This window comes from Streptomyces sp. NPDC104106, from assembly GCF_055584345.1.
Genome location: NZ_JBVJMF010000002.1, coordinates 478399 through 500771, shown reverse-complemented (window position 1 = coordinate 500771; position 22373 = coordinate 478399). Strand labels below are relative to the sequence as shown.

21 protein-coding genes are annotated in these 22373 nt (G+C 72.7%); 6 read left to right on the top strand and 15 right to left on the bottom strand.

Annotation, left to right across the window (positions count from 1 at the left end; translation table 11 throughout):
• Positions 1 to 74: 74 nt before the first annotated feature.
• Entirely contained in the window at positions 75 to 824 is a 750-nt protein-coding gene (locus ACZ60X_RS06145; protein ID WP_469594408.1) for a GntR family transcriptional regulator, read from the bottom strand.
• A 118-nt stretch (positions 825 to 942) separates the two neighbouring features.
• On the opposite strand from ACZ60X_RS06145, the gene ACZ60X_RS06140 reads away from it, so the two are divergent.
• Complete coding sequence (locus ACZ60X_RS06140; RefSeq protein WP_469593869.1) at positions 943 to 1965, top strand: Gfo/Idh/MocA family protein; 1023 nt, start codon at positions 943 to 945, stop codon at positions 1963 to 1965.
• Positions 1966 to 2235: 270 nt separating this feature from the next.
• On the opposite strand, the gene ACZ60X_RS06135 is transcribed toward ACZ60X_RS06140, so the two are convergent.
• From ACZ60X_RS06135 to allB, 9 genes are all read right to left on the bottom strand, one after another.
• Complete coding sequence (locus tag ACZ60X_RS06135) at positions 2236 to 3420, bottom strand: cytochrome P450 family protein (RefSeq protein ID WP_469593866.1); 1185 nt, start codon at positions 3418 to 3420, stop codon at positions 2236 to 2238.
• A 72-nt stretch (positions 3421 to 3492) separates the two neighbouring features.
• On the bottom strand, positions 3493 to 4164 hold the full coding sequence (locus ACZ60X_RS06130) for a response regulator (protein ID WP_469593863.1): 672 nt from the start codon (positions 4162 to 4164) through the stop codon (positions 3493 to 3495).
• 280 nt (positions 4165 to 4444) lie between these two features.
• Positions 4445 to 5713: a sensor histidine kinase gene (locus tag ACZ60X_RS06125; protein WP_469593861.1), complete on the bottom strand. Its 1269-nt coding sequence runs from the start codon at positions 5711 to 5713 to the stop codon at positions 4445 to 4447.
• A 206-nt stretch (positions 5714 to 5919) separates the two neighbouring features.
• Positions 5920 to 6333: a ribonuclease domain-containing protein gene (locus ACZ60X_RS06120; RefSeq protein WP_469593859.1), complete on the bottom strand. Its 414-nt coding sequence runs from the start codon at positions 6331 to 6333 to the stop codon at positions 5920 to 5922.
• 84 nt (positions 6334 to 6417) lie between these two features.
• Positions 6418 to 7326 carry a DMT family transporter gene (locus ACZ60X_RS06115; protein ID WP_469593857.1) on the bottom strand — a complete coding sequence of 303 codons (909 nt, stop codon included), beginning with the start codon at positions 7324 to 7326 and terminating at the stop codon, positions 6418 to 6420.
• A gap of 109 nt (positions 7327 to 7435) precedes the next feature.
• Positions 7436 to 8062 (bottom strand): dihydrofolate reductase family protein, encoded by a 627-nt coding sequence (locus tag ACZ60X_RS06110; protein ID WP_469593855.1) that lies wholly within the window; start codon positions 8060 to 8062, stop codon positions 7436 to 7438.
• A 74-nt stretch (positions 8063 to 8136) separates the two neighbouring features.
• Positions 8137 to 8961, bottom strand: a complete 825-nt coding sequence (locus ACZ60X_RS06105; protein ID WP_469593852.1) for an AIM24 family protein — start codon at positions 8959 to 8961, stop codon at positions 8137 to 8139.
• Positions 8962 to 9081: 120 nt separating this feature from the next.
• On the bottom strand, positions 9082 to 10197 hold the full coding sequence (gene alc / locus ACZ60X_RS06100) for an allantoicase (protein ID WP_469593850.1): 1116 nt from the start codon (positions 10195 to 10197) through the stop codon (positions 9082 to 9084).
• Between the two features lie 52 nt (positions 10198 to 10249).
• Entirely contained in the window at positions 10250 to 11587 is a 1338-nt protein-coding gene (gene allB, locus ACZ60X_RS06095; RefSeq protein ID WP_469593846.1) for an allantoinase AllB, read from the bottom strand.
• Between the two features lie 273 nt (positions 11588 to 11860).
• Here allB and ACZ60X_RS06090 point away from each other — a divergent pair, with 273 nt between their 5' ends.
• Positions 11861 to 12658: an IclR family transcriptional regulator gene (locus ACZ60X_RS06090; RefSeq protein WP_469593843.1), complete on the top strand. Its 798-nt coding sequence runs from the start codon at positions 11861 to 11863 to the stop codon at positions 12656 to 12658.
• Between the two features lie 54 nt (positions 12659 to 12712).
• Here ACZ60X_RS06090 and ACZ60X_RS06085 read toward each other — a convergent pair whose 3' ends face one another.
• Positions 12713 to 13027: a DUF5955 family protein gene (locus ACZ60X_RS06085; protein WP_469593841.1), complete on the bottom strand. Its 315-nt coding sequence runs from the start codon at positions 13025 to 13027 to the stop codon at positions 12713 to 12715.
• Between the two features lie 130 nt (positions 13028 to 13157).
• On the opposite strand from ACZ60X_RS06085, the gene ACZ60X_RS06080 reads away from it, so the two are divergent.
• Together ACZ60X_RS06080 and aceB are read left to right on the top strand one after the other, a co-directional pair.
• A complete protein-coding gene (locus ACZ60X_RS06080) occupies positions 13158 to 13769 on the top strand; it encodes a nucleotidyltransferase family protein (RefSeq protein WP_469593838.1) in 612 nt (203 codons plus the stop codon).
• 184 nt (positions 13770 to 13953) lie between these two features.
• Positions 13954 to 15579, top strand: coding sequence for a malate synthase A (gene aceB / locus ACZ60X_RS06075; protein ID WP_469593835.1), 1626 nt, complete (start codon positions 13954 to 13956; stop codon positions 15577 to 15579).
• Positions 15580 to 15629: 50 nt separating this feature from the next.
• On the opposite strand, the gene ACZ60X_RS06070 is transcribed toward aceB, so the two are convergent.
• On the bottom strand, positions 15630 to 16544 hold the full coding sequence (locus ACZ60X_RS06070; RefSeq protein WP_469593832.1) for a HipA family kinase: 915 nt from the start codon (positions 16542 to 16544) through the stop codon (positions 15630 to 15632).
• Positions 16545 to 16831: 287 nt separating this feature from the next.
• Between ACZ60X_RS06070 and ACZ60X_RS06065 the strand changes: the two genes are divergently transcribed.
• On the top strand, positions 16832 to 17197 hold the full coding sequence (locus tag ACZ60X_RS06065; protein WP_469593829.1) for a MerR family transcriptional regulator: 366 nt from the start codon (positions 16832 to 16834) through the stop codon (positions 17195 to 17197).
• 46 nt (positions 17198 to 17243) lie between these two features.
• Complete coding sequence (locus ACZ60X_RS06060; protein ID WP_469593827.1) at positions 17244 to 18260, top strand: NADPH:quinone oxidoreductase family protein; 1017 nt, start codon at positions 17244 to 17246, stop codon at positions 18258 to 18260.
• 280 nt (positions 18261 to 18540) lie between these two features.
• Here ACZ60X_RS06060 and ACZ60X_RS06055 read toward each other — a convergent pair whose 3' ends face one another.
• The 3 genes from ACZ60X_RS06055 to ACZ60X_RS06045 form a co-directional block, all read right to left on the bottom strand.
• Entirely contained in the window at positions 18541 to 18702 is a 162-nt protein-coding gene (locus tag ACZ60X_RS06055) for a hypothetical protein (RefSeq protein WP_469593825.1), read from the bottom strand.
• A gap of 483 nt (positions 18703 to 19185) precedes the next feature.
• Complete coding sequence (trpS, locus tag ACZ60X_RS06050) at positions 19186 to 20298, bottom strand: tryptophan--tRNA ligase (protein WP_469593822.1); 1113 nt, start codon at positions 20296 to 20298, stop codon at positions 19186 to 19188.
• A gap of 293 nt (positions 20299 to 20591) precedes the next feature.
• Positions 20592 to 22202 (bottom strand): IucA/IucC family protein, encoded by a 1611-nt coding sequence (locus tag ACZ60X_RS06045; protein WP_469593819.1) that lies wholly within the window; start codon positions 22200 to 22202, stop codon positions 20592 to 20594.
• Between the last annotated feature and the right edge of the window lie 171 nt (positions 22203 to 22373).

The following is a 22373-nucleotide window of genomic DNA, read 5'->3' as shown; positions in this document are numbered from 1 at the left end:
AACACTCGTGACAGGACAGGGGGTACCCTACGGGTCCTATTGTCCGGACATTGCGACGCTTCCAGAGGGGCCCGTCACGGCCGGACGAGCAGCTGGAACTCGAAGGAGTAGCGGCTCGGGCGGTAGATGTGGTCGCCGAACTCGACCGCGCGGCCGGTGTCGTCGAACGTGGTGCGCTGCATGGTGAGCAGCGGAGCGCCCTCCGTCTCCGCGAGCCGCTCGGCCTCGGCGGCCGTCGCCCCGCGGGCCCCGATGGACTGGCGGGCGCTGTGCAGGGTGATCCCGGCGGCGCGCATCAGCCGGTACAGGCCGGTGGCCTCCAGCTGGGCGGTGTCCAGCTCCAGCAGGCCGGTCGGGAGATGGTTGACGAGGTACGCCATCGGCTCGCCGTGGGCGAGGCGCAGCCGCTCGATGCGGTGCACCTCACCGCCCTCCGCCACGCCGAGGGCGGCCGCGATCGCGGCGGAGGCCGGTACGACGGTATTGACCAGCACCTTCGTCGCGGGACGCTGACCGGCCGCCTCCAGGTCGTCATAGAGGCTGCTCAGCTCCAGCGGGCGCTTGACCTGGCTGTGCACGACCTGCGTGCCGACGCCTCTGCGGCGCACGAGCAGGCCCTTGTCGACCAGGGACTGGATGGCCTGGCGGACGGTCGGCCGGGACAGCCCGAGCCGGGCGGCCAGCTCGATCTCGTTGCCCAGCAGACTGCCCGGGGTGAGGCCGCCGTGCTCGATCGCGGCCTCCAGCTGCTGGGAGAGCTGGAAGTACAGGGGCACCGGGGAACTACGGTCCACACGGAGGTCGAGCGCGACGGTCGGGTCCACATCTGGTTTCGGCACGGGCCTGAGCGTATCCCTGTGACGGGTTGACGGGAAGTCGTGTAGTCTGATTGTCCGGACATATGTATTGACAGCGCACGGGGTCCGCCCTCACTTTGTTTCCATGCGCATCGGGGTCATCGGTACGGGCCGCATCGGCGCCCTGCACGCGAGAACGCTCAGCCGTCACCGCGAGGTCGGCTCGCTGATCCTCACGGACGCGGATCCCGCGCGTGCCCAGGAGCTGGCGCACCGGCTGGGCGAGACGGCGGCGCCGGGGGTGGACGAGATCTTCACCTGGGGCGTGGACGCGGTGGTGATCACCACGGCGACGGCGGCGCACGCCGAACTGATCGGCCGGGCGGCCCGCTCGGGCCTGCCGGTCTTCTGCGAGAAGCCGATCGCGCTCGACCTGCCCGGCACCCTGCACGCGCTCACCGAGGTGGAGCGCGCCGGAACGATCCTTCAGATGGGGTTCCAGCGGCGCTTCGACGCGGGGTACGCCGGCGCCCGGGAGGCGGTGCGCTCGGGCCGGCTCGGACGGCTGCACACCGTACGGGCGATGAGCTGCGATCCGGCACCTCCCCCGGCCGCGTGGCTGCCGCTGTCCGGCGGGCTGTTCCGGGACACGCTGATCCACGACGCCGACGTGCTGCGCTGGGTGACGGGCCGTGAGGTGGCCGACGTGTACGCCGCCGGCTCGGACGCCGGGCCCGCGCTGTTCCGCGAGGCCGGTGACGTGGCCACCGGTGCGGCCCTGCTCACCCTGGACGACGGCACGCTGGCCACGGTGAGCGCGACCCGGCTGAACGGCGCCGGGTACGACGTGCGCATGGAACTGGCCGGGGAGCGGGACACGGTCGTGGTCGGCCTGGACGACCGTACGCCGCTCGCCTCGACGGAGCCGACCGGTCCACCGCCCGCCCGCACGCCGTGGACGGGCTTCCTGGAGCGGTTCGGGCCCGCCTACGAGGCCGAGCTGAACGCCTTTGTCGAGGTGGTGCGCGGCGAGCGGCCGAACCCCTGCGACGGCCGGGAGGCGCTGCAGGCGCTGCGGATCGCCGAGGCCTGCGAGACCTCCCGGCGCGAGCGCCGCCCGGTGCGCCTCACGGAGATCCCGGACCGGGTGCAGCCGTCGTACGGGTGAGGAGGCCCCGTACGACTGCCGGGGTCGCGTACGGGTGCGGGCGGGGTCGGTGCGGCTGGGGGCGGGGGTGGTGTACGCCCGCGACTGACGCCAGGCCCGCGTACGCCTGACGCTCGCTCGCACGCGGTCGACCGCCGGCACGCGGAACTGACCCCCGGTCCGCCGACGGCGGACAACCGGTCCGCACGCGGTCGCCGCTCGGCGTGTCTGTGGCTGACGCCCCGGCGGCGGGGACGGGGGCCACTTGCGACGGCCTGTGTCAGGGGACGGTCACCAGCGCACCGGGAGGCTGCGCATGCCGCGCATCAGCAGGCCCGGCAGCCACTCGCCCGGGGTGCCGTCGAGTGCGAGGGCGGGGGCGCGTCGCAGGAGGGTGCCGATGGCGATGCGCCCCTCCAGGCGGGCCAGGGGCGCGCCGAGGCAGTAGTGGATGCCGTGGCCGAAGGCGAGGTGGCCGCGGGTGTCGCGGCGGATGTCGAAGCGGTGCGGGTCGGCGTAGCGGCCGTCGTCGCGCTGGGCGGCGGTGAGGCCGACCACCACGTGCTCGCCCTTCCCGATCGGCGTGCCGGCGATCTCCAGGGGCTCGGCGGCGAACCGGTACGTGGCGCTGTGCACCGGGCCCTCGTAGCGCAGCATCTCTTCCACGGCGCCATCGAGGAGGCTCATGTCGGCCCGCAGGTCCGCGAGTTGGCCGGGGTGGGTCAGCAGGGCGTGGACGCCGTTGCCGATCAGGTTGACGGTGGTCTCGTGGCCGGCGACCAGCAACAGGAAGGCCAGGCCGCGCAGTTCCTGCGCGGAGAGGCGGTCGCCGTCCTCGGCGGTGGTGCGGATCAGGTCGCTGAGCAGGTCGTCGGTGGGGCCGGAGGAGCGCTTGTCCTCGATCAGCTCGGTGAGGTACGCGCCGAGCCGGGCGACCGCGTCGTACTCCATCTGCCCGCCGGACGGTGCGACCACTTCGGTGGACATCGTGCGGAACTTCGCGCGGTCCAGGTCCGGCACACCGAGCAGTTCGCAGATGACGGTGATGGGCAGCGGGTAGGCGAGGGAGCCGATGAGGTCGGCGCGGCCCGCCGGGAGCATCTCGTCCAGCAGGTCGTCGGTGATCTGCTGGATCCGCGGACGCAACCGCTCCACGCGACGCGCCGTGAACGCGCGCGTGACCAGCGTCCGCAGCCGGGTGTGCTGGGGCGGATCGGTGGCCAGCAGGTGGTCTCCGACCATCTCCCGCTCCATGACGGTCACGCCGATCTTGCTGGCGTCCTTGGCCAGCCGGAGGTCGGCGAGAGCCGCCCGCGCCTCCTCGTACCCCACGACCAGCCAGGCGTCGTCGTCCCAGCCGGGCAGCCGGACGCGGTGCACGGGGCCCTGCGCGCGCAGTCGCGCGTACACCGGATGCGGGTCCTCGCACAGCGCTTTCTCGAACTCCCCCAGATCGACCACCCGTTGCCTGTCCACAGCTCCCCTTCCGGACTCCCCCGAGGCCCACCGGGTGTCTCCCGGTACCGGGACAACGCCCGGCGTGCCGACTTAGTGCCCGTCCTCGTCGAGCAGTCCCGCGTCGTAGGCGAGCAGGGCGATCTGGACCCGGTTGTTCAGGCCGAGCTTGGCGAGGATGCGGGAGACGTGGGTCTTGACGGTGGCCACGCTCATGAAGAGGCCGGCGGCGATCTGGGCGTTGGCCAGGCCCCGGCCGACGGCGACGGCGACCTCCCGTTCGCGGTCGTTGAGCGCGGCGAGCCGTTCACGCGCGCGTGCCTGCCGGGAGTCGGCGGCGGTGCCGGCCGCGTGGCGCATCAGCTGACGGGTGACGGCGGGCGAGAGCACCGGCTCGCCGGCCGCGACCCGGCGCACCGCGTCGACGATCTCGGCGGGCGCGGTGTCCTTCAGGACGAACCCGGCAGCGCCCGCGCGCAGGGCGTGCAGCACCTGTTCGTCCGCGTGGAAGGTGGTGAGCACGACGACCTGCGGGGCGTCCGCACGCGCGCGTAGCCGCTGGGTCGCGGTGAGCCCGTCCACCGACGGCATGCGGATGTCCATGAGGACGACGTCGGGCCGGGTGCGCCCGACGAGTTCCTCGGCCTCGGCGCCGTCGGCGGCCTCCCCGACGATCTCGATGTCCTCGGCCCCGCCCATCATCAGCGCGAGTCCGGCGCGCACCAGCGGGTCGTCGTCCACCAGGAGGAGTCTGATCGGCGTCATGAGCCCAACGTAATCACGGTTCGCGCGGCCCGTGGTGCCGCACCCGGCCCACCCACCCCCTCGACCGCTGCGTCCCCGCCTCCGGCACACCGCCGGAGGCCGGGGCGGGCGCCGCGTCCCGGATCGGCTCCCGCCCGGCGGTCAACCGTCCGCGCGGCCGTGGCCCGGCGGAAAAGCCACCGGACGCCCGCGGGCCCGGTGCGCTCCCGCGCGGCCGGCACCGGCGGTCCGCCGCACGTCCGGGACCGCTGCCGTCACCGGTGCGGGGCCGGCCCCGTGTTCACTCCCACGGCAGCCAGGCCCGGATCTCGAAGCCGCCGTCGGCCGTGGGGCCGTGTTCCAGGCGGCCGCCGGCCAGGGCCGCGCGCTCGGTGAGGCCGATCAGGCCCTGGCCGGAGCCGGGGACGCACGGGGCCTCGGCCTGGGGCGGGGGGTTGGTCACGGTGATCGTGAGGCCGTCCCCACGGGTGCCGACGAGGCGCAGGGTGACCTCGGCGCCAGGGGCGTGCTTGCGGGCGTTGGTCAGCGCTTCCTGGGCGATGCGGTAGGCGGTGCGCCCGACGGAGGCGGGGACGGCACCGGGGTCGGCGACATCATGGTCGAGCGCGATCTTCATGCCGGCCTCGCGGCACTCGGCGACGAGCGGTTCGAGCGCGGCGAGCGTCGGCTGCGGGCGTCCGCCGGCCGCGTCGTCGGGACCGCCGGTACGCAGCACGCCGATGATCTCGCGCAGGTCCTGCAGGGCCTCGTGGGCGCTCTCCCGGATGACACCGGCGGCCCGCACGATCTCCTCGCGGGGCGCGTCCGGCCGGAACTCCAGGGCACCGGCGTGCACGCTGAGCAGGGTGAGCCGGTGGGCGAGCACGTCGTGCATCTCGCGCGCGATGTCCTCGCGGGCGAGGCGCTGTGCCTGCTCGGCGCGCAGCCGCGCCTCGGTCTCCGCCCGGTGCGCCCGGTCCCTGAGGCTCAGCATCAGCAGCCGTTTGGAGCGCACGAACATGCCCCAGCCGACGACGGCGACGGTGAGCAGCACCGCGAACACGAGGGCGGCCAGGTACGGCAGACCGCTCTCGGGCCGCAGCCAGTAGTAGAGGGGTACGAGGGCGAGGTCGACGCCGCCGATCCAGGCGACGTACCGGAACGGCCGGTGCACGGCGACGGTGAAGAGGGCGACCAGGGCGACCCAGCCCGAGGTCTCGGAGACGAAGCCGATCACGATCATCGCGCCGGCGAGGCCGACCGGCCAGCGGCGGCGCACCCAGACGGCGAGACAGCACAGGGCCCCGAGCACGACGTCGGCGGTCACGAGGCCGCCGGGTACGTCCGGATGCTGCAGCAGGGACACGGTGGTCACCAGGTACAGCACGACGACCAGCAGGAAGCAGCAGGTGTCGACGGCCCAGTCCCGGGCCGTGCGCCGGGGCCGGCGCCCCTCGGGCACCGCGTCCGGGTCGAGTTCCTTCACCACGGCCGGCGGGAGCATCCAGCGGGGCAGTCCGTTTCCGGGGGCGGGGGCCGGCTGCGGTCGGTCTTCACTCACGGTCGACAAACCTACGCAGCGCCCGCCACCGGCGGCCTCGCGCGCGCGGATCGGCTACCAAAGTCGCGGGCTCGCCGACTTTCGGCCTGCCGCGGCGTCCGGGCCGGCGCCGGCCCGGACGCCGCTCGCTCCGCGGCCCGGGGTGGGGGGCGGCCGCGGAGCGAGGCTTGTGGGTCACCTGTGTCGCGCTGTTGCCTCGGTCCCTGTCGTCCGGCTCAGCAGCCGAAGTCGATCAGGTCGAACGTGGCGTAGTGGTCGGAGGTGTAGTAGTCCTCCTGGTTCTGCTCGCCGGTGACGATGCGCCGGGCGCCGCGCGTGGGCGAACCGGGCGTGATCACCGTGTACTCGTGGTAGTACCCGGACGGCTCGCCGGGCAGGACGCCCTCCCGGTTGGAGAAGACGACGCCGTCCTGCGAGTAGGGGAAGGGGCCGCCCTGGGCGATCAGGTCCAGGGTGTCATGGGCCTGCGACGGCAGGTTGCCGTAGCAGATGCTGCCGACCGACGAGGCGGACACGGCCGTCGTGGGGGCGGCGTCCGCCGTCGTGGCGGAGACGGTGCCGCCGACGAGGAGGGCGGACAGGAGCGCGGCTGCGGCGCCGATGCGGGTGGCGCGTGGGGGGAATCTCATGCCCCATGATGACGCGCGTAGACGTTGGCATGTCAACGACAAAGTTGAAGATTCTCCCGTGAAGTCCGATGAGTTTTCGGGAAGTTAACCTGCCGCTCGACGGCCCCACGCGGTCCCCGCGAGCACCAGCGCGCCGCCCGCGAGACCGAGGAGGCCGAGCCGTTCCCCGCCGAGCGCGATGCCCGTCGCGGCGGCCCACAGCGGTTCCGTGCCGAGCAGCAGTCCGACCCGGGACGGGGACGTACGACGCACCGCCCACATCTGGACGAAGAAGGCGAACACCGTGCACAGCACGGCGAGGAAGAGCAGCCCGGCCCAGTCCCGGGCCCCGAGGTCCGCCGCGACCGCCCACGGCGCCGGGCCGCCGGACAGGGCCGACAGCAGGGCGAAGGCGGCGACGCAGGCGGCGAGTTGGACCGTGGTCAGCGGCAGCGCGTCGGCGCCCCGCACGGACCCGATCCGGGACATCGCGAGGACGTGCACGGTTCGGGCGAGCGCGGCGAGCAGCATCAGCAGGTCGCCGGGCGAGGGCCGGGTGAAGCCGCCGCCCTGGGTGAGCAGGACGACGCCGAGGACCGACAGCAGCGCCGCGCCGAGGAAGGCGGGGGTGGGCCGGGTACGGGTGACGGCGGCCTCGGCGAGCGGGGTGAAGATCATGGTGAGGCTGATGATCAGGCCGGCGTTGGTCGCCGAGGTGTGGACGACACCGTAGGTCTCCAGCAGGAAGATCCCGCTGAGGATCAGCCCGAGCAGGGCCGCTCCGCGGCACTGGGCGCCGGTGAGCGAGCGCAGGGCGCGGCGGCCGGCCACGGCCAGCACGGGCACGGCGAGCGCGAAGCGCAGTACGAGGACGGCCAGGACGGTACGGGCGGTGACGATGTCCTTGGCGGCGAGGTAGCTGGCGCCCCAGCAGACCGCGACGAGCAGGACGGGCAGATCGGTGTGCCAGGCACGGCGGGGCGCGGCGGCGCCCGGTACGGCGATCGAGGACATGCGGGCGGCTCTCCCGGTCTCCGGCGGGGGTGCGGAGACGTCGGCGGCTCGCACGGGGCGCGCTCACCGTACCGGCGGTGACGATCTTCGGCCAGGGGTGTGCGGTGCGTCAGGCGCCCTCGGGGAGCTCGTAGGAGCCGTACTCGGGGTCGCCCGCCAGGTCGTAGGTCTGGATGGAGATGCCCGACCCGGTGACGCGGCCGCCGGTGCGGCGGAAGCGGGTGGGGGCCGTGCCGTCGGGGAACAGGCGGTGGCCGGAGCCGAGGACGACCGGGAAGGTCAGCAGGTGCAGGGTGTCGAGGAGGCGCAGCTCGATCAGGGAGCGGACCAGGGCGCCGCTGCCGTGCACCTGCACTTCGCCGTCCGTGCGCTGCTTGAGGGCCTGGACCTCCTTGGCGAGGTCGCCGCCGAGCACGGTGGTGCCGGACCAGCCGGGCGCCTGGAGGGCGGAGGAGACGACGTACTTCGGGAGGGTGTTGAGCCGGGAGGCGATGGGGTCGGCCGGGTCGGTCATCTTCGGCCAGTAGGCGGCGAAGATGTCGTACGTACGGCGGCCGAGCAGGAAGGCGCCGGCGCGGTCGAAGACCTCGGTGACGAACCGGCCGAAGTCCTCGTCGCCGTAGGTGAAGCTCCAGCCGCCGTGGGTGAAGCCGCCCCTGGTGTCCTCCTGGGGGCCGCCGGGGGCCTGGTGGACGCCGTCGAGGGTGACGAAGAGGGTGGAGACGAGACTGCCCATGACAGGTGCCTTCTTCCGGGTGCGGGGTCTGCCGTTTCCCGCTCAGACCCCGTCGTCGCCCGGAACTCATCGGTTCAGCCCGCGTGCGTGGAGAACAGTCCGCCGGTCGGGCCCTGCTTGTCGCCGCCCTGGGCCTTCTTCAGGGCGTTGGCAAGGCTCTCGATGGTCATGGACTGCAGGATCACCCGGCCGTTGCCCTCCAGCGTGGCCAGCGACAGGCCTTCGCCGCCGAACACGGCGTTCATGATCCCCTGGCGGTTGAGGCCGCCGACGCGCTGCACGCCGTACTGGATGCCCTCCTCGAAGGCGACCACGCAGCCGGTGTCCACCTCGATGCGGCCGCCGAAGTCGGCGGGGTCGAGGTCGATGAAGTTGCCGGCGCCGGCGATGATCACCGTGCCGTACCCGGTGAACTTCTCCAGGACGAAGCCCTCGCCTCCGCTCATGCCGGTGCGGCCCCCGGCGAAGGCGATGCCGAACTCGACGGTGGACTCGGCGGCCACGAATGCGTCCTTCTCGGCGAACCACGCGCGCGTGCCGTCGAGTTCCAGCGCGCGCATCTCGCCGGGGAGCACACCCGCGAAGCCGACCGTGCCCTGGCCGCCCTGGGAGGTGAAGTACTGGAACGCCAGCGACTCGCCCGCGAGCACGCGCTGGCCGACCTGCATGGCGGTGCCCATGGCCTGGCGCAGCAGGCCGCCCATGCCACCGCCCCCGCCGCCCTGCCCCTGCTGGCCGCCGTTTCCGCTGCCGGACGGGCCGGACAGGCGTGTCTCCATGGTCACGTTGGTGGTCTTGAACAGGAACTTCCCGGCCTCGCAGTACACGGTCTGGCCGGGGTGCAGGTTGACGACCGCCATCTGCATGGCGTTGCCGACGATCTCTTGCTGAAGGGTCACGTGCACAGAACGCCGGACACGGCCCCCTGAGTTCCTGGCGGCCGTGCACGGGGCCCGTGCGGGTGACACGCGGGGCGCCCGGTGCTGTCCAGGCCGGGGCGCTCCGCGCGCGTCAGGGGGTCAGCCGCCCAGCTCCTGGTGCCGGGCGGCGAGGCCGGCCGCGCCCTGCTCGGTCAGCGAGCCGAAGAGCCGCAGGCGGGAGATGCCGCCGTCGGGGAAGATGTCGACACGCGCGTGCGTGCCGACGGCCGGGGCCGGGAGCACGAAGCGGTGGTTGGTGTCGGGCTGGAGCCGGGTGCGCGGCAGGACCTCGGTCCACTGCCCGTCCTCGCCGTCCTTGACGGACACCGAGGCCCAGCCGGCGCTGTTGCCCTTCAGGTAGGCGGTGTCGATCTCGATCGCGCGGATCTGCGCCTGGGCGACGAGCTGGTAGCGGATCCAGTCGTTGCCCTGGTCGCGGCGGCGGCGGGTCTCCCAGCCGTCGTCCATCTTGCGGGAGCGGCCCGGCTGGATGGTGTTGGTGGCGGGCGAGTAGAAGAGGTTGGAGGCGTCCTCGACCCGGCCGCCGTTCTCCAGCGCGACCACGTCGAAGGTGCCGAGCACGGCCAGCCACTCGGGGTCGGGGACGACCTCGCCGTACACGCGCAGGCGGGCGATGCCGCCGTCGGGGTGCTGCTTGACGCGCAGGTGCGTGAAGTGCTGCTCCGCGGCCACCGCGAAGCCGTTCGCCGCGTGGCCGCCGACCGGGGTGCGCGGGAGAAGCGTCGTCCACTTCACGTCGTCGCCCAGCAGTTCCTCGGGGGACGGGGAGCCCGGTACGCAGGCGGCCTCGACGGAGACGGCCTGCGGGTAGTTGCCGCGGAAGTGGGCGGTGTCGACGACGATCCCGCGGATCACGCCGGGCGCGCCGAGGCGGACCAGCGCCCAGTCGTGGTCCTCGGCGGTGGGCCAGGGATGCTCCGCGGAGGCACCGCGCCGGCGGCGGGTCTCCCAGCCGTCCATGATCTTGCCCTTGTGCCCGAAGTGCTCGGGGTCGAACTCGGCCCGCTCGGGCACCAGCAGGTTCTCGCGCTGGGCGAAGAACTCGTCGTTGGCGGCGATGACACCGGCGCCGAGCTGCCGGTCGGCGAGGTTGGCGTACTGGGTGAAGGGGAAGTCGGCGGTGCGGTAGTCCGCGTACGGGTCGCCGCCCGAGTAGGGGTTGGCGTCGCCGGTGAAGCTGGGTGTCGCCGTCACGGGGATCAGGGATTCCTTTCCGGGAGTAGGCCGGGTGCGGATGCGGGCCGGCTCACTGGGGGCGGGCGAGCAGCGCGCCCCTGGGCTCGGTGAAGACGCCGCCGTCGACGATGCGCTCGCCGCGCAGCCAGGTGGACTTCACGACGCCGTACAGCGTCTTGCCGGCGTAGGCGGTGACCCGGTTGCGGTGCTGGAGGGCGGCCGGGTCGACGGTGAAGGTCTCGTCGGGGGCGAGGACGGCGAAGTCGGCGTCGCGGCCGGCCTCGATGGCGCCCTTCTGGCCCAGGCCCGCGAGGTCGGCGGTGCGCGAGGACATCCAGCGCACCACGTCCTCCAGGCCGTGGCCACGCGTGCGTGCCGCCGTCCACACGGCGGCGAGGCTCAGCTGGAGGCCGGAGATGCCGCCCCAGGCGGTGGCGAAGTCGTCGGTCTTCAGGTCGGCGGTGGAGGGCGAGTGGTCGGTGACGACGCAGTCGATGGTGCCGTCGGCCAGCGCCTCCCACAGCAGGTCCTGGTTGGCCGCCTCGCGGATGGGCGGGCAGCACTTGAACTCGCTGGCGCCGTCGGGGACCTCCTCGGCGGTCAGGGTGAGGTAGTGCGGGCAGGTCTCGACGGTGATGCGGACGCCCTCGGCGCGGGCGGCGCGGATCAGCGGCAGCGCGTCGCTGGAGGACAGGTGCAGGACGTGCACGCGCGCGTGGAGCCGTCTGGCCTGCGCTATGAGGGTCGCGATGGCCGTGTCCTCGGCGTCGCGCGGGCGGGAGGCGAGGAAGTCGGCGTACCGGGGGCCGCCGTGCTGCGGGGCGGCGGCGAGGTGGTGGGGGTCCTCGGCGTGGACGATCAGCAGCCCGTCGAATCCGGCGATCTCCGCCAGGGACCGGTCGAGGTGGTCCTGGTCGAGGTGCGGGAACTCGTCCACGCCGGAGGGGGACAGGAACGCCTTGAAGCCGAAGACGCCGGCGTCGTGCAGCGGGCGCAGGTCCTTGACGTTGTCGGGCAGGGCGCCGCCCCAGAAGCCGACGTCGATGTGCGCCTTGTCGCGGGCCACGTCCTGCTTGACCCGCAGGTGGTCCACGGTCGTGGTCGGCGGCAGGGAGTTGAGCGGCATGTCGATCAGCGTGGTGATGCCGCCGGCCGCCGCCGCGCGGGTGGCGGTCCAGAAGCCCTCCCACTCGGTGCGGCCGGGGTCGTTGACGTGCACGTGGGTGTCGACCAGGCCGGGCAGCAGGACGTGGTCGCCGATGTCCTCCAGCCGGGCCCCGGCCGGGACCTCGGCGTCGTACGGCAGGACGGCCGTGATCCTCCCGGCCGACACGGCGACCGTCGCGGCCCGCGTCCCTTCCGGAGTGATGACGCGCGTCGAGCGCAGGACCAGTTCAGCGTCGGACACCCGAACCCCTCTCTGTACCGCCGTTTTTACGCCCAGGAAACGGGATTTACACCCACGTAACGGATTTCAACGTTCTGTTGAAGGAGTCTTCACTCCCGCTTCCGCGCCGTCAAGGGGCACACTTCCGAGCAGGACGTCACCCACGTCCGCTCTAGACGTTTCCACAAAGCGGAATTAGAATTTCACCAAGCAGAACGTAGCTACGTACAAGCGGGGAGTCAACCGACTGCCGGGTAGGCTTCTGCCCTCCGCCAGTCCCGAAAGGAACGCGCCGTGCCGACGTCCAGCGCCAGCACCACCGACTCCGCCAAGTCCGCCAACGGCGGCGGTGTCCAGTCCCTTGAGCGCGCCTTCGACCTGCTCGAACGGATGGCGGACGCGGGCGGGGAGGTGGGCCTGAGCGAGCTGTCCGCGACCAGCGGGCTGCCGCTGCCGACCATTCACCGGCTGATGCGCACACTGGTCGCCTGCGGGTACGTCCGCCAGCAGCCCAACCGGCGCTACGCCCTCGGCCCCCGCCTGATCCGGCTCGGCGAGTCGGCGGCCCGGCTGCTCGGCACATGGGCGCGGCCGTACCTCGCGCGGCTGGTGGAGGAGACCGGCGAGACGGCGAACATGGCGCTGCTGGACGGCGACGAGATCGTGTACGTGGCGCAGGTGCCCTCGAAGCACTCGATGCGCATGTTCACCGAGGTGGGCCGGCGGGTGCTGCCGCACTCCACCGGGGTGGGCAAGGCGCTGCTCGCCGGGGTGCCGGACGAGGAGGTACGGGCGCTGCTGGCGCGCACCGGGATGCCGGCCGCGACCGAGAAGACGATCACGACGCCCGACGGATTCCTCGCGGCGCTTCAGGACGTGCGGCGGATGGGGTACGCCGTCGACGACAACGAGCAGGAGATCGGCGTGCGGTGCCTCGCCGTGTCCGTGCCGGAGTCTCCGACGGCCGCGGCGATCTCCATCTCGGGGCCGGCGGGACGGGTCACCGAGGCGGCGACCGAGCGGATCGTGCCGGTGCTGCAGGGGATCGCCCTCGAACTGTCGCAGGCCCTGGCGAGTTCGGGCGCCCAGTAGCCCGCCACGCCTCGGGCGTTCGCGGGTGCGGGGCGGCCCGCCGCGCCCCCGCCCTCACGTCCTCGGTGATTCCCCGAACAGATCCACCGCCTTGCGCACGCCCTTGAGGCCGCCCGCCAGGGCGCTCACCGAGCCGATCGCTCCGGCGATCAGCAACAGGGAGCCGCGCAGGCGCGGGATCTCCGGGGAGCCGCCGGAGGCCATCGCCGCGAGGGCCGCCAGTTCGTCCTCCGCTATGGCGCGGTCGGGGAACTCGGAGGGCAGTGTGGCGAGCTCGCGCCGCAGCCGGGACACCGCGGTCCGCAGTTCCGTCACTCTCGGATCCTCGTCACTGCCGATCACTGACCTCTGCCCCACGCTTCGCAACACAGCCCTCCCCCCTCGCACGCCGTCGTGCGCGGGTCAGTAAACGCCACCCCGCCCGGGAGCGCCACCGCGCGGGCCGAAATTCAGCCCAAGGGAACGCGCCGCCGCCGCCCGCGTCAGGTATGCAGGACCCATGACGGACAAGCATCACGAGGAACGGGCGGAGGTCGCCGGGCTGGTGCTCGCCGCCGGCGGTGGGCGACGGCTCGGCGGGCGGCCCAAGGCCCTGCTGGAGCACCGGGGACGGTTGCTGGTCGAGCACGCGGTGGACGTGCTGCACGCGGCCGGGTGCGGGCGCGTGCACGTCGTGCTCGGCGCCCGGGCCGACGACGTGCGGGCGCGGGCGGTGCTGGGCGGCTGCGTCCTCGTGGACAACCCCGCCTGGGCCGAGGGCATGGGCACCTCGCTGCGGGCCGGACTGGACTCCCTGCGCGACACGGGGGCGCGCGCGGCCCTGGTGAGCCTCGTCGACCAGCCCGGCATCGGGCCGACCGCGGCGGCCCGGGTCCTGGGCGCCTACGCCGACGAGAAATCACTGGTCTCGGCCGCCTACGACGGGGTGCGCGGGCATCCCGTGCTCTTCGGCGCCGCCCATTGGGCGGGCATCGCGGCGACTGCCACCGGAGACCGCGGGGCACGCGCCTATCTGAAGGAGCACGAGAGCGAGGTCCGGCTCGTGGAGTGCGCCGATGTGGCGGAGCCGTACGACATCGACACCGAGGCCGACCTGCGCCACCTCGGGTGAGCGAGATGGCACCGGGCGCCACCTTGCCTCGACCCGGAGAATCTCGACATCAACAAACCATTGAAGTTCCACGATGAGGAAACTAGTATCCACTGCTCAGAAGCGCCTGACCGCACAGCGGGCGCTGTTCGCCCTACTCGTGCCACTTGGCACCCGGTGCCACCGCTGAAGGAAGTGACAGCTCATGTCCGCACCAGCGCCGTCCCCGCTGGCCATCGTCGACGCCGAGCCCCTGCCCCGGCAGGAAGAGGTCCTCACGGACGCGGCGCTCGCCTTCGTGGCGGAGCTGCACCGGCGGTTCACCCCGCGCCGTGACGAACTCCTCGCCCGCCGGGGCGAGCGCCGCGCCGAGATCGCCCGCACCTGCACGCTCGACTTCCTGCCGGAGACCGCCGCCATCCGCGCGGACGACTCGTGGAAGGTCGCCCCCGCCCCGGCCGCACTGAACGACCGGCGCGTCGAGATCACCGGCCCGACCGACCGCAAGATGACCATCAACGCGCTCAACTCCGGCGCGAAGGTCTGGCTCGCCGACTTCGAGGACGCCTCCGCGCCGACCTGGGAGAACGTCGTCCTCGGCCAGCTCAACCTGATCGACGCCTACACCCGCAGCATCGACTTCACCGACCCGACGTCGGGCAAGTCCTACGCCCTGCGCCCGAACGAGGAGCTGGCGACGGTCGTCATGCGCCCGCGCGGCTGGCACCTGGACGAGCGTCACCTGGTCGACGCCGACGGCCGCGCCGTGCCGGGCGCCTTCGTCGACTTCGGCCTGTACTTCTTCCACAACGCCCAGCGGCTGCTCGACCTCGGCAAGGGCCCGTACTTCTACCTGCCGAAGACCGAGTCGCACCTGGAGGCCCGGCTCTGGAACGACGTGTTCGTCTTCGCCCAGGACCACGTCGGCATCCCGCAGGGCACCATCCGCGCGACCGTGCTGATCGAGACCATCACGGCCGCGTACGAGATGGAGGAGATCCTCTACGAACTGCGCGACCACGCCGCCGGGTTGAACGCCGGGCGCTGGGACTACCTGTTCTCCATCGTGAAGAACTTCCGTGACGGCGGCGCCCGGTTCGTCCTCCCGGACCGCAACGCGGTCACGATGACCGCCCCGTTCATGCGGGCGTACACCGAACTCCTCGTGCGCACCTGCCACAAGCGCGGCGCCCACGCGATCGGCGGCATGGCGGCCTTCATCCCCTCCCGGCGCGACGCCGAGGTCAACAAGGTGGCCTTCGAGAAGGTCCGCGCCGACAAGGACCGTGAGGCGAACGACGGTTTCGACGGCTCCTGGGTCGCGCACCCCGACCTGGTCCCGATCGCCATGGAGTCCTTCGACAAGGTCCTCGGCGACAAGCCGAACCAGAAGGACCGGCTGCGCGAGGACGTGCACGTCGAGGCGGCCGACCTGATCGCCGTCGACTCGCTGGACGCGAAGCCGACGTACAACGGTCTGGTCAACGCCGTCCAGGTCGGCATCCGTTACATCGAGGCCTGGCTGCGCGGACTCGGCGCGGTCGCCATCTTCAACCTGATGGAGGACGCGGCCACCGCCGAGATCTCCCGCTCCCAGATCTGGCAGTGGATCAACGCGGGCGTGGAGTTCGAGAACGGCGACACGGCCACGCCCGAACTGGCCCGCAAGGTCGCCGCCGAGGAACTGTCCGGCATCCGCCAGGAGATCGGCGAGGAGGCCTTCGCGGCCGGCCACTGGCAGGAGGCCCACGACCTGCTGCTGAAGGTCTCGCTGGACGAGGACTACGCCGACTTCCTCACCCTGCCGGCGTACGAGCAGCTCAAGGGCTGACGACCGGCACAGGCGGTGGCCCCGGGGACGCCCCCGGGGCCACTTCGCGTTCAGCTCAGGTGGACCGACCAGTCCTGCTCCGCGGCCGGCTCCCCGTGCAGGTCGGGGACCCGCTTGAGCCAGTCCGGGCGGCTCGCCCGGGTCCGCACCGCCCGGGCCGCCTCCTCGGCGGCGAGCTGCTCGCGGCTCGGGAAGTCGGTGGGCAGCCACTGGGCCGACAGCCGCAGCCGGGCCAGGAGGTAGTCGACGTAGGCGGCGCGCACGTCGTCGGGCGTCGCGAAGCCCGCGTCCTCGGCCAGCCAGGCGTCCGGGACCTCGGCGACGATGCCGCGCAGCAGCTCCTCGGTCACCTCGCCCGCCAGCTCGGCGTCGGCGGCCAGGACGTCGGGGCCGTAGTGGCCGAGGGCGTGGTGCCGGAAGTCGTACTTCCTGCCCGGGTCCGTGGTGTCCCAGCGGTGGTGGAAGACGAGGGCGGCACCGTGGTCGATGAGCCACAGGCGCGGCGGTACGGTGCCGAGCGTGGGCCAGACCATCAGGTTGGAGCTGTGCACCGTACGGTCCACGTTGGCGGTGAGCGCGTCCAGCCAGACGATGCGTCCCGCCTCCACCGGGTCCACGGGGAAGTCCCTCGCGATCTCGGGGGTGAAGTCGGCGGCCCCCGGCAGGTGGTCCATGCCGAGGTTCACGCCCGTGCTCGCGCCGTGCAGCTCCCGGACCTCCTGGTGGGGCTCGTCCGCGGCGATCGCCGGGTCGAAGTGCACGAGGACCAGTTCGGGGAAGCGCAGGCCCAGCGCGCGGGCCAGCTCGCCGACGATCACCTCGGCGACCAGCGCCTTGTGCCCCTGCGCCGAGCCGGTGAACTTCACGACGTACGTGCCGAGGTCGTCCGCCTCGACGACGCCGGGGACGGAGCCGCCGGAGCGGAGGGGCTGGATGTAGCGAGTTGCCGTGACCTCTCTCAGCATCTTCAAAGGCCCAACCGGTTGTTTACCTTATGTTCCATGACCATCTCCCATGCGGTGCGATCCGGGATACCGTCCCCGATCAGCCCTGGGGAGAAGTGAGCATAGTAACCAAGCGTGACAGCCGGAACGCTTGACGGCGGACATGTAGCACGCCTCTCGCGTAGTCGCTGTCCTCCGGTCTTCGGGGCCCTGTTGCGGGACATGCGGTTGTTGACGCCTGAGCAGGTCTTCAACTCGTCGTGGCGGGCGCCGGAAGATCGCGGTGCTCCTGGACGTTGGCTGCGTGCATGAAGATCAGCGAAGCATCCAGAGTCAGCGGCGTGAGTGCGCGATCGTTGCGGCACTACGAGGAGGAGGGCTTGATCGTCCCTGGCCGCTTCAGCAATGGGTTCCGCGACTACTGCCAGTCCACGATCGACCGGGTGCTCGCCATCCGCTCACTGCTGGAGTCCGGGCTGCCCGTACGGTTGATCAGGGAAGTCCTCCCCGGCCTCACTGACGGATCCGGTGCCGGCACCGGCGTGGTGTGCGCGGAGTTCCTGCACGAGGTGCAGGGTTACCGTGATCGGCTCGCTGCTCGCATCGCCGTTCTCAGCGATCAGCAGGCGGCACTCGACGCCTACCTGCGAGAGGCCGGCCGTACTGATCTCTGACAGCCGCTTGACCTTGCCGTAAGTGTCAGACTCCTACGTTCCGTGCATGGAGATCGACAAGCAGCAGAACACCACCGAGCAGACCGTACGCGCACTGGTCCAGCGGTCGCACCGGGGGCCGAAGGACCTGACGCTCGCGACGGATCACCGCCGCCCCGCCCCGGGGCCCGGCGAGTACCTGATCCGCGTCGGCGCCGCCGGGGTCAACTTCGCCGATGTCATGCAGACCCACGGCACCTACGCAGGAGGCCCACAGGCACCCTACGTGGCGGGCTTCGAGGCCGCTGGCGAGATCGTGGGTGTCGGCCCGGACGTCGGGACTCCGCTGCGACTCGGCGCCCACGTCGTCGGAGTCGGCCCGGGCGCCTTCTCGCAGTACATGACGATGCCAGCCGCGGGTGCACTTCCCGTGCCGTCCGGCTGGAGCGACGCCGAAGCTCTCGGCCTGGTGCTGAACTGGGCCACCGCCTTGGCGGCGCTGAAGCCGTTGGGCGAGGTCAAGACGGGTGACGTGGTGCTCGTCCATGCCGCGGCCGGCGGCGTCGGGCAGGCTGCCGTTCGCCTCGCCCGCCACTACGGTGCGCGGGTGATAGCAACGGCGTCACCAGCGAAGCACGAAGCTGTCGAAGCGCTCGGCGCCGACAAGGTGCTGGACAGCCGGCGCCCCGATCTCGCCGAGGAGATCACCCGCCTGACCGGCAGGGTCGACCTGGTCCTGGAATCGGTGGGACAGGCCACGTTCGAGGCCAGCCTGTCGGTCACCAAACCCTTCACCGGACGCATCGTCGTGTTCGGTGCCGCTTCCGGTGACGCCACCGTGACCACACACGACCTGGTCTTCAGCCACCAGGTCCAGATCAAGGGTCTGCACATCGGTGCGCTGGCGGTCGCGGCCCCCTCCCTCTACCAGTCGTTGCTCGTCGAGATCCAGGCGCTCATCGCCCGTGGCGTGTACCCGCCCGGTACCCCCCGCGTCCATCCCCTGGCCGAGGGACCAGCGGTGCTCCAGCAACTCGAAGCGGGCCGGACTCGGGGCAAGCTTGCCCTCGATCCCTGGCGCTAGGAACGCCGGTGCTTCATCGGAATGCTCCGCGTGCGGCGTTGTCAGCACCACCCGATCGCCCGCGCGGCAGCCGACCTCGGCGCGCGGTAACCAACGTCCTGGCCTCGTACATCCAGCAGCAGCCCAGCCCTGGGAGGCCGAGCGAGAAAGCAGGGGCCTCGCCCCTTCGCGCGAGGCGGAGCCGGCGTGCGACGAGCGCGCGGCCTGCTCCGCCGACGGCGCGACCGTGAAGTGCACCATGACCGCGTACCACCAGCAGCACCACCCCGCCGCCACCGGTTCACACCGGCGAGGGCAGATGCACCGCGGGCAGCAGCCCCAGCTCGGTCTCCCGACGCGGCAGCGACAGCCCGAGATGCTCGCCCACCGCCGCGAACAGCCGCTTCGCCAGCTCCTCGTCCTCGTCCCCGGGGTCCTCGCAGCCGGGGAAGGCATCCCGCACCGCCCCGGCCCGGCGGATGGCCGCATCCAGCGCGGCGAACGTGCCCGAGCCGGTCCCCGGGCGGGACCGCGGTCTCCAGCAAGCTGCGGGGCACCGCGAGCCGCACGTCCGGCAGCCGGCGCGGCAGCGTGGAGAACGCGTCCCGCCCCTGGAGCCGGGCCGGCGGGGCGCCGATGCAGAAGTGCACGCCGTGGCCGAAGGACAGATGGCGGTTCGGGGAGCGGTGACGTCGAACCGCTCCGGGTCCTCGTACGCGTCGGGATCGTGACCCGCGCTCGACAGCGACAGGTGGACGAAGCTGCCCGGAGGCCGAGCCCTCGTAGCGCGGGATCTCCTCGATCGCCGAGGGCATTCCCCTCCGGTGTCCTCGTGTTCCGCGTACTCGACCGAGGGTGTACGGAGGGACTCGAAGCGTTCTCGAGGGGTCTTGGGCCGACCCGGTGCCGTACCGGGCCGGGAGGCCGGTGGCCGGGGCCGGCCGGGTCAGTAGTGGCTGTTCATCGCGGCGCGCACCTCGGCGAGCGTGGCGTCGGCCACCGCCCTGGCGCGCTCGTTGCCCTCGCGCAGCGTCCGGTGCAGGTAGCCGCGGTCCCGCGCATACTCGGCCCGGCGGGCGCGGATCGGTGCCAGGTACTCGTTGACCGACTCCGTCACCGCCTTCTTCAGCGCGGCGGCACCCGCGGAGCCGATCCCGGCCGCGATCTCCTCGGGCCTGCGGCCCTGGCACAGGGCCGCCAGCAGCAGCAGCGAGGACACCTCGGGACGGGTTTGCGGGTCGTAGGCGATGTGGCGCTCGGAGTCCGTCTTGGCGCCCTTGAGCAGCCGGGCGGTCTCGTCGGCGTCGGCGGCCAGGGTGATGGCGTTACGGCGGCTCTTGCTCATCTTGGTGCCGTCCGTGCCGAGCAGCAGCGGGGCGCTGGAGAGCAGCGCGTCGGGCTCGGGGAAGACGGAAGTGCCGTTGCCGTAGCGGTCGTTGAAGCGGCGGGCGATGGTGCGGGTGACCTCGAGGTGGGGGAGCTGGTCCTGGCCGACCGGCACCAGGTTGCCCTTGCAGAAGAGGATGTCGGCGGCCTGGTGGACGGGGTAGGTGAACATCAGGCCGCTGACGGCGGACTGGCGCGAGTGGGCGATCTCGTCCTTGACCGTGGGGTTGCGGTTCAGTTCGGCGACGGAGACGAGGCTGAGGAAGGGCAGCATCAGCTGGTTGAGGGCGGGGACCGCGCTGTGCGTGAAGATCGTGCTGCGCTCGGGGTCCACCCCGATGGCGAGGTAGTCCAGGACGAGGTCCTCGACGTGCTCGGTGAGGTTGTCCGCCACGTCGCGGTCGGTCAGGACCTGGTAGTCCGCGATGATCACGAACGTCTCGACGCCGAGGTCCTGGAGACGGACGCGGTTGTGCAGTGTGCCGAAGTAGTGGCCCAGGTGCAGGCGGCCGGTGGGGCGATCGCCGGTCAGCATGCGGAACCGGCCGGGGTCCCCCAGGATCAGTTCCTCCAGCACCGCGCTGCGGGCCTGCGCGGCGGAGGTACCGAGCGAGTCGGCGGGGGGACCGGCGGCAGCGGCGTCGGGGCCGGCGGCCTGGGGCGTGGTGTTCACAACGTCTCCCTGTGGGTCGGTCTCGCCGTCGGAATGGCACGGGACCCGATCCAGGAGATGCGAAAGGGCCGTCCATCCGAACGGCCCGGTCATGCATGCGAGTCGGCCGCTCCTACCCGGAGCGCCACCAGCTCAGACATGACGAAAGATGCATGCGCAGAGCATAGCGGCTACGACGTCGCTCCGGGCGCGCGCCGGGCGGGGAACGTCCGGGTTCGGCCGCAGTGGTGTGGGGCGGGTGCTGTCGGGAGGGGGGCGGAGTGGGGTCGGGGGTGGTGTCAGGCAGGGCGGGGTCAGGCGTCGGCCAGGGGGTTCGGCAGGGGGAGGTAGCGGGCGTCCGCGCCGTCCGCGCCGGTCCAGCGCAGCAGCAGGTTGGTCTTGCCGGGCAGGGTGGGCGAGGCGAGCAGGGCGGGGATCTCCGGCAGATCGTGCCGGGCGAGTTCACGGCGGGCGGCCGGCCAGGGGTCGAGGCCGGGGTGGTGTTCGGCGAGGGCCGCGGCGATCTCGGTGAGGTGGTTCACCACCAGGCAGTACACCAGCCGCTCCCAGCCCGCGGCGCGGGTCACCTCCGGCAGCAGCTTGACGCCCTCGGCGTCCCGGAACAGCGCGGCCACCGGGGTCCCGGCCGGGTCCACGGCGACGAGGGTGTTCTGCAGGTGGGCCTCGACGACGACGCCGTGCGCGTCGAAGGCCGCGAGGGCGGGCGGCACGACCTGGCGCAGATACGCCTCCCACCAGGCGGCGGGGTCGGTCGCGGCGGCCAGCGGGCTGCCGTCGAAGCCCTCCGCGAGCCCGGCCGCGAGCAGCGCGGTGGCGCCCGGCGGAAGGTGGCCGCGCAGGCCGTCGCGCAGGAGGACCGCCAGTTCCTCGAAGGCGAAGGCGGCGGTGCGGTAGCCGCGGTCGCCCAGCCAGGCCGCGGGCGGCCCCACGGTCTTCAGGGCGCGCCGGGCGGCCGTGTCGGCACGGCGCAGTCTGCGCAGGTCGTGGCGCCACAGCCGGCGGATGTCGTTGGTGATGCGCACGTCCAGGCTGAACTTCAGGAACAGGTCGCGGCGGGGCTCGTAGACCGTGCGGACCGCCGCCGTGGGCCAGGTGTCGAAGGCGGTGGTGCCGAGCCGGACCAGGCGGCCGTCGGCGAAGGCGGGGGCGAGGTCGCGGGCGACCAGGTCGAGCTGCCAGGGGTGGGCGGGCAGCAGCCGGTAGCCGGGCGGGGCGGTGCCGAGGGCGTCCAGGGCGCGGGTGTCGCCCTCCTCGGCGACCTGGTCCTCGCGGACCCCGAGCAGCACCAGGGGGAAGCGGGCGTGCGCCTCGGGGGCGTACGGCAGCCAGGACGCGACCGGGCCGCCGCCGCGGGCCTTGGGCGCCGGGTGGTGGGGGTGGCCGGTGATCAGGGACTGTTCGGAGCGCAGATAGGGGTCGGCGGGCGGGGTCGCGAGGGCGCGGGCGGTGAGCAGCGCGGCGACCGCGTCCCGGCTGTCGACCATCTCGGCGGGCAGGTCGCCGCCGGTCAGCCCGGTGTGCCGGCGCAGTTCCTCGGCGACCAGTTTGACCAGCTCGGTGTGGCCGACGGGACGCCAGCCGCCGGCCGCGTACACCTCCGGATCCCCGGGCCGCCGCCCGGCGCGCACACGCAGCAGCCGGCCGCTCGGCAACCGGTACACCCGCGGACCGCGCGGGCCACCGGGATCGGGGCTGCTCCCCGGGGAGGAAGCGGGGTCCGGGTCGGGACGGGAGTCCGGGGCCGGCCGAGAGCCCGCGGTGGGGGCGGGGGCCGCGGTGGGGGCGGGGGTCGTCAGTGGTTCGGCGACCTCGCGCAGCAGGCAGTTGAGCAGGGGCGCGGCCGCGTACGCGTCGGCGAGGGGGCCGACGGCACCGGAGGGGGGTGTGAGGTCCACGCGATCCATTCGTTCCATGTCCAGGGGCCGGTGAGCCGAACGCTGCGTCCATTGTCCGGGGTACGCCGTCGGTCTCGTGCGCAGTGCGTCCGGGAGCCGGTCGTGATCAGTATGTCCACCGCCCTGCACAATCGTGCCCCGGGCCCGGGCGCCGGGCCCCCGCCTCCCCGAGGAGCCGAC

Excerpts from the sequence above, each read along its gene's own strand:
- ACZ60X_RS06140 (WP_469593869.1), top strand. The coding sequence starts at position 943 with ATGCGCATCGGGGTCATCGGTACGGGCCGCATCGGCGCCCTGCACGCG.
- ACZ60X_RS06130 (WP_469593863.1), bottom strand. The coding sequence starts at position 4,164 with ATGACGCCGATCAGACTCCTCCTGGTGGACGACGACCCGCTGGTGCGC.
- ACZ60X_RS06120 (WP_469593859.1), bottom strand. The coding sequence starts at position 6,333 with ATGAGATTCCCCCCACGCGCCACCCGCATCGGCGCCGCAGCCGCGCTC.
- ACZ60X_RS06115 (WP_469593857.1), bottom strand. The coding sequence starts at position 7,326 with ATGTCCTCGATCGCCGTACCGGGCGCCGCCGCGCCCCGCCGTGCCTGG.
- ACZ60X_RS06110 (WP_469593855.1), bottom strand. The coding sequence starts at position 8,062 with ATGGGCAGTCTCGTCTCCACCCTCTTCGTCACCCTCGACGGCGTCCAC.
- ACZ60X_RS06080 (WP_469593838.1), top strand. The coding sequence starts at position 13,158 with ATGACGGACAAGCATCACGAGGAACGGGCGGAGGTCGCCGGGCTGGTG.
- aceB (WP_469593835.1), top strand. The coding sequence starts at position 13,954 with ATGTCCGCACCAGCGCCGTCCCCGCTGGCCATCGTCGACGCCGAGCCC.
- ACZ60X_RS06070 (WP_469593832.1), bottom strand. The coding sequence starts at position 16,544 with ATGCTGAGAGAGGTCACGGCAACTCGCTACATCCAGCCCCTCCGCTCC.
- ACZ60X_RS06065 (WP_469593829.1), top strand. The coding sequence starts at position 16,832 with ATGAAGATCAGCGAAGCATCCAGAGTCAGCGGCGTGAGTGCGCGATCG.
- ACZ60X_RS06060 (WP_469593827.1), top strand. The coding sequence starts at position 17,244 with ATGGAGATCGACAAGCAGCAGAACACCACCGAGCAGACCGTACGCGCA.
- ACZ60X_RS06045 (WP_469593819.1), bottom strand. The coding sequence starts at position 22,202 with ATGGATCGCGTGGACCTCACACCCCCCTCCGGTGCCGTCGGCCCCCTC.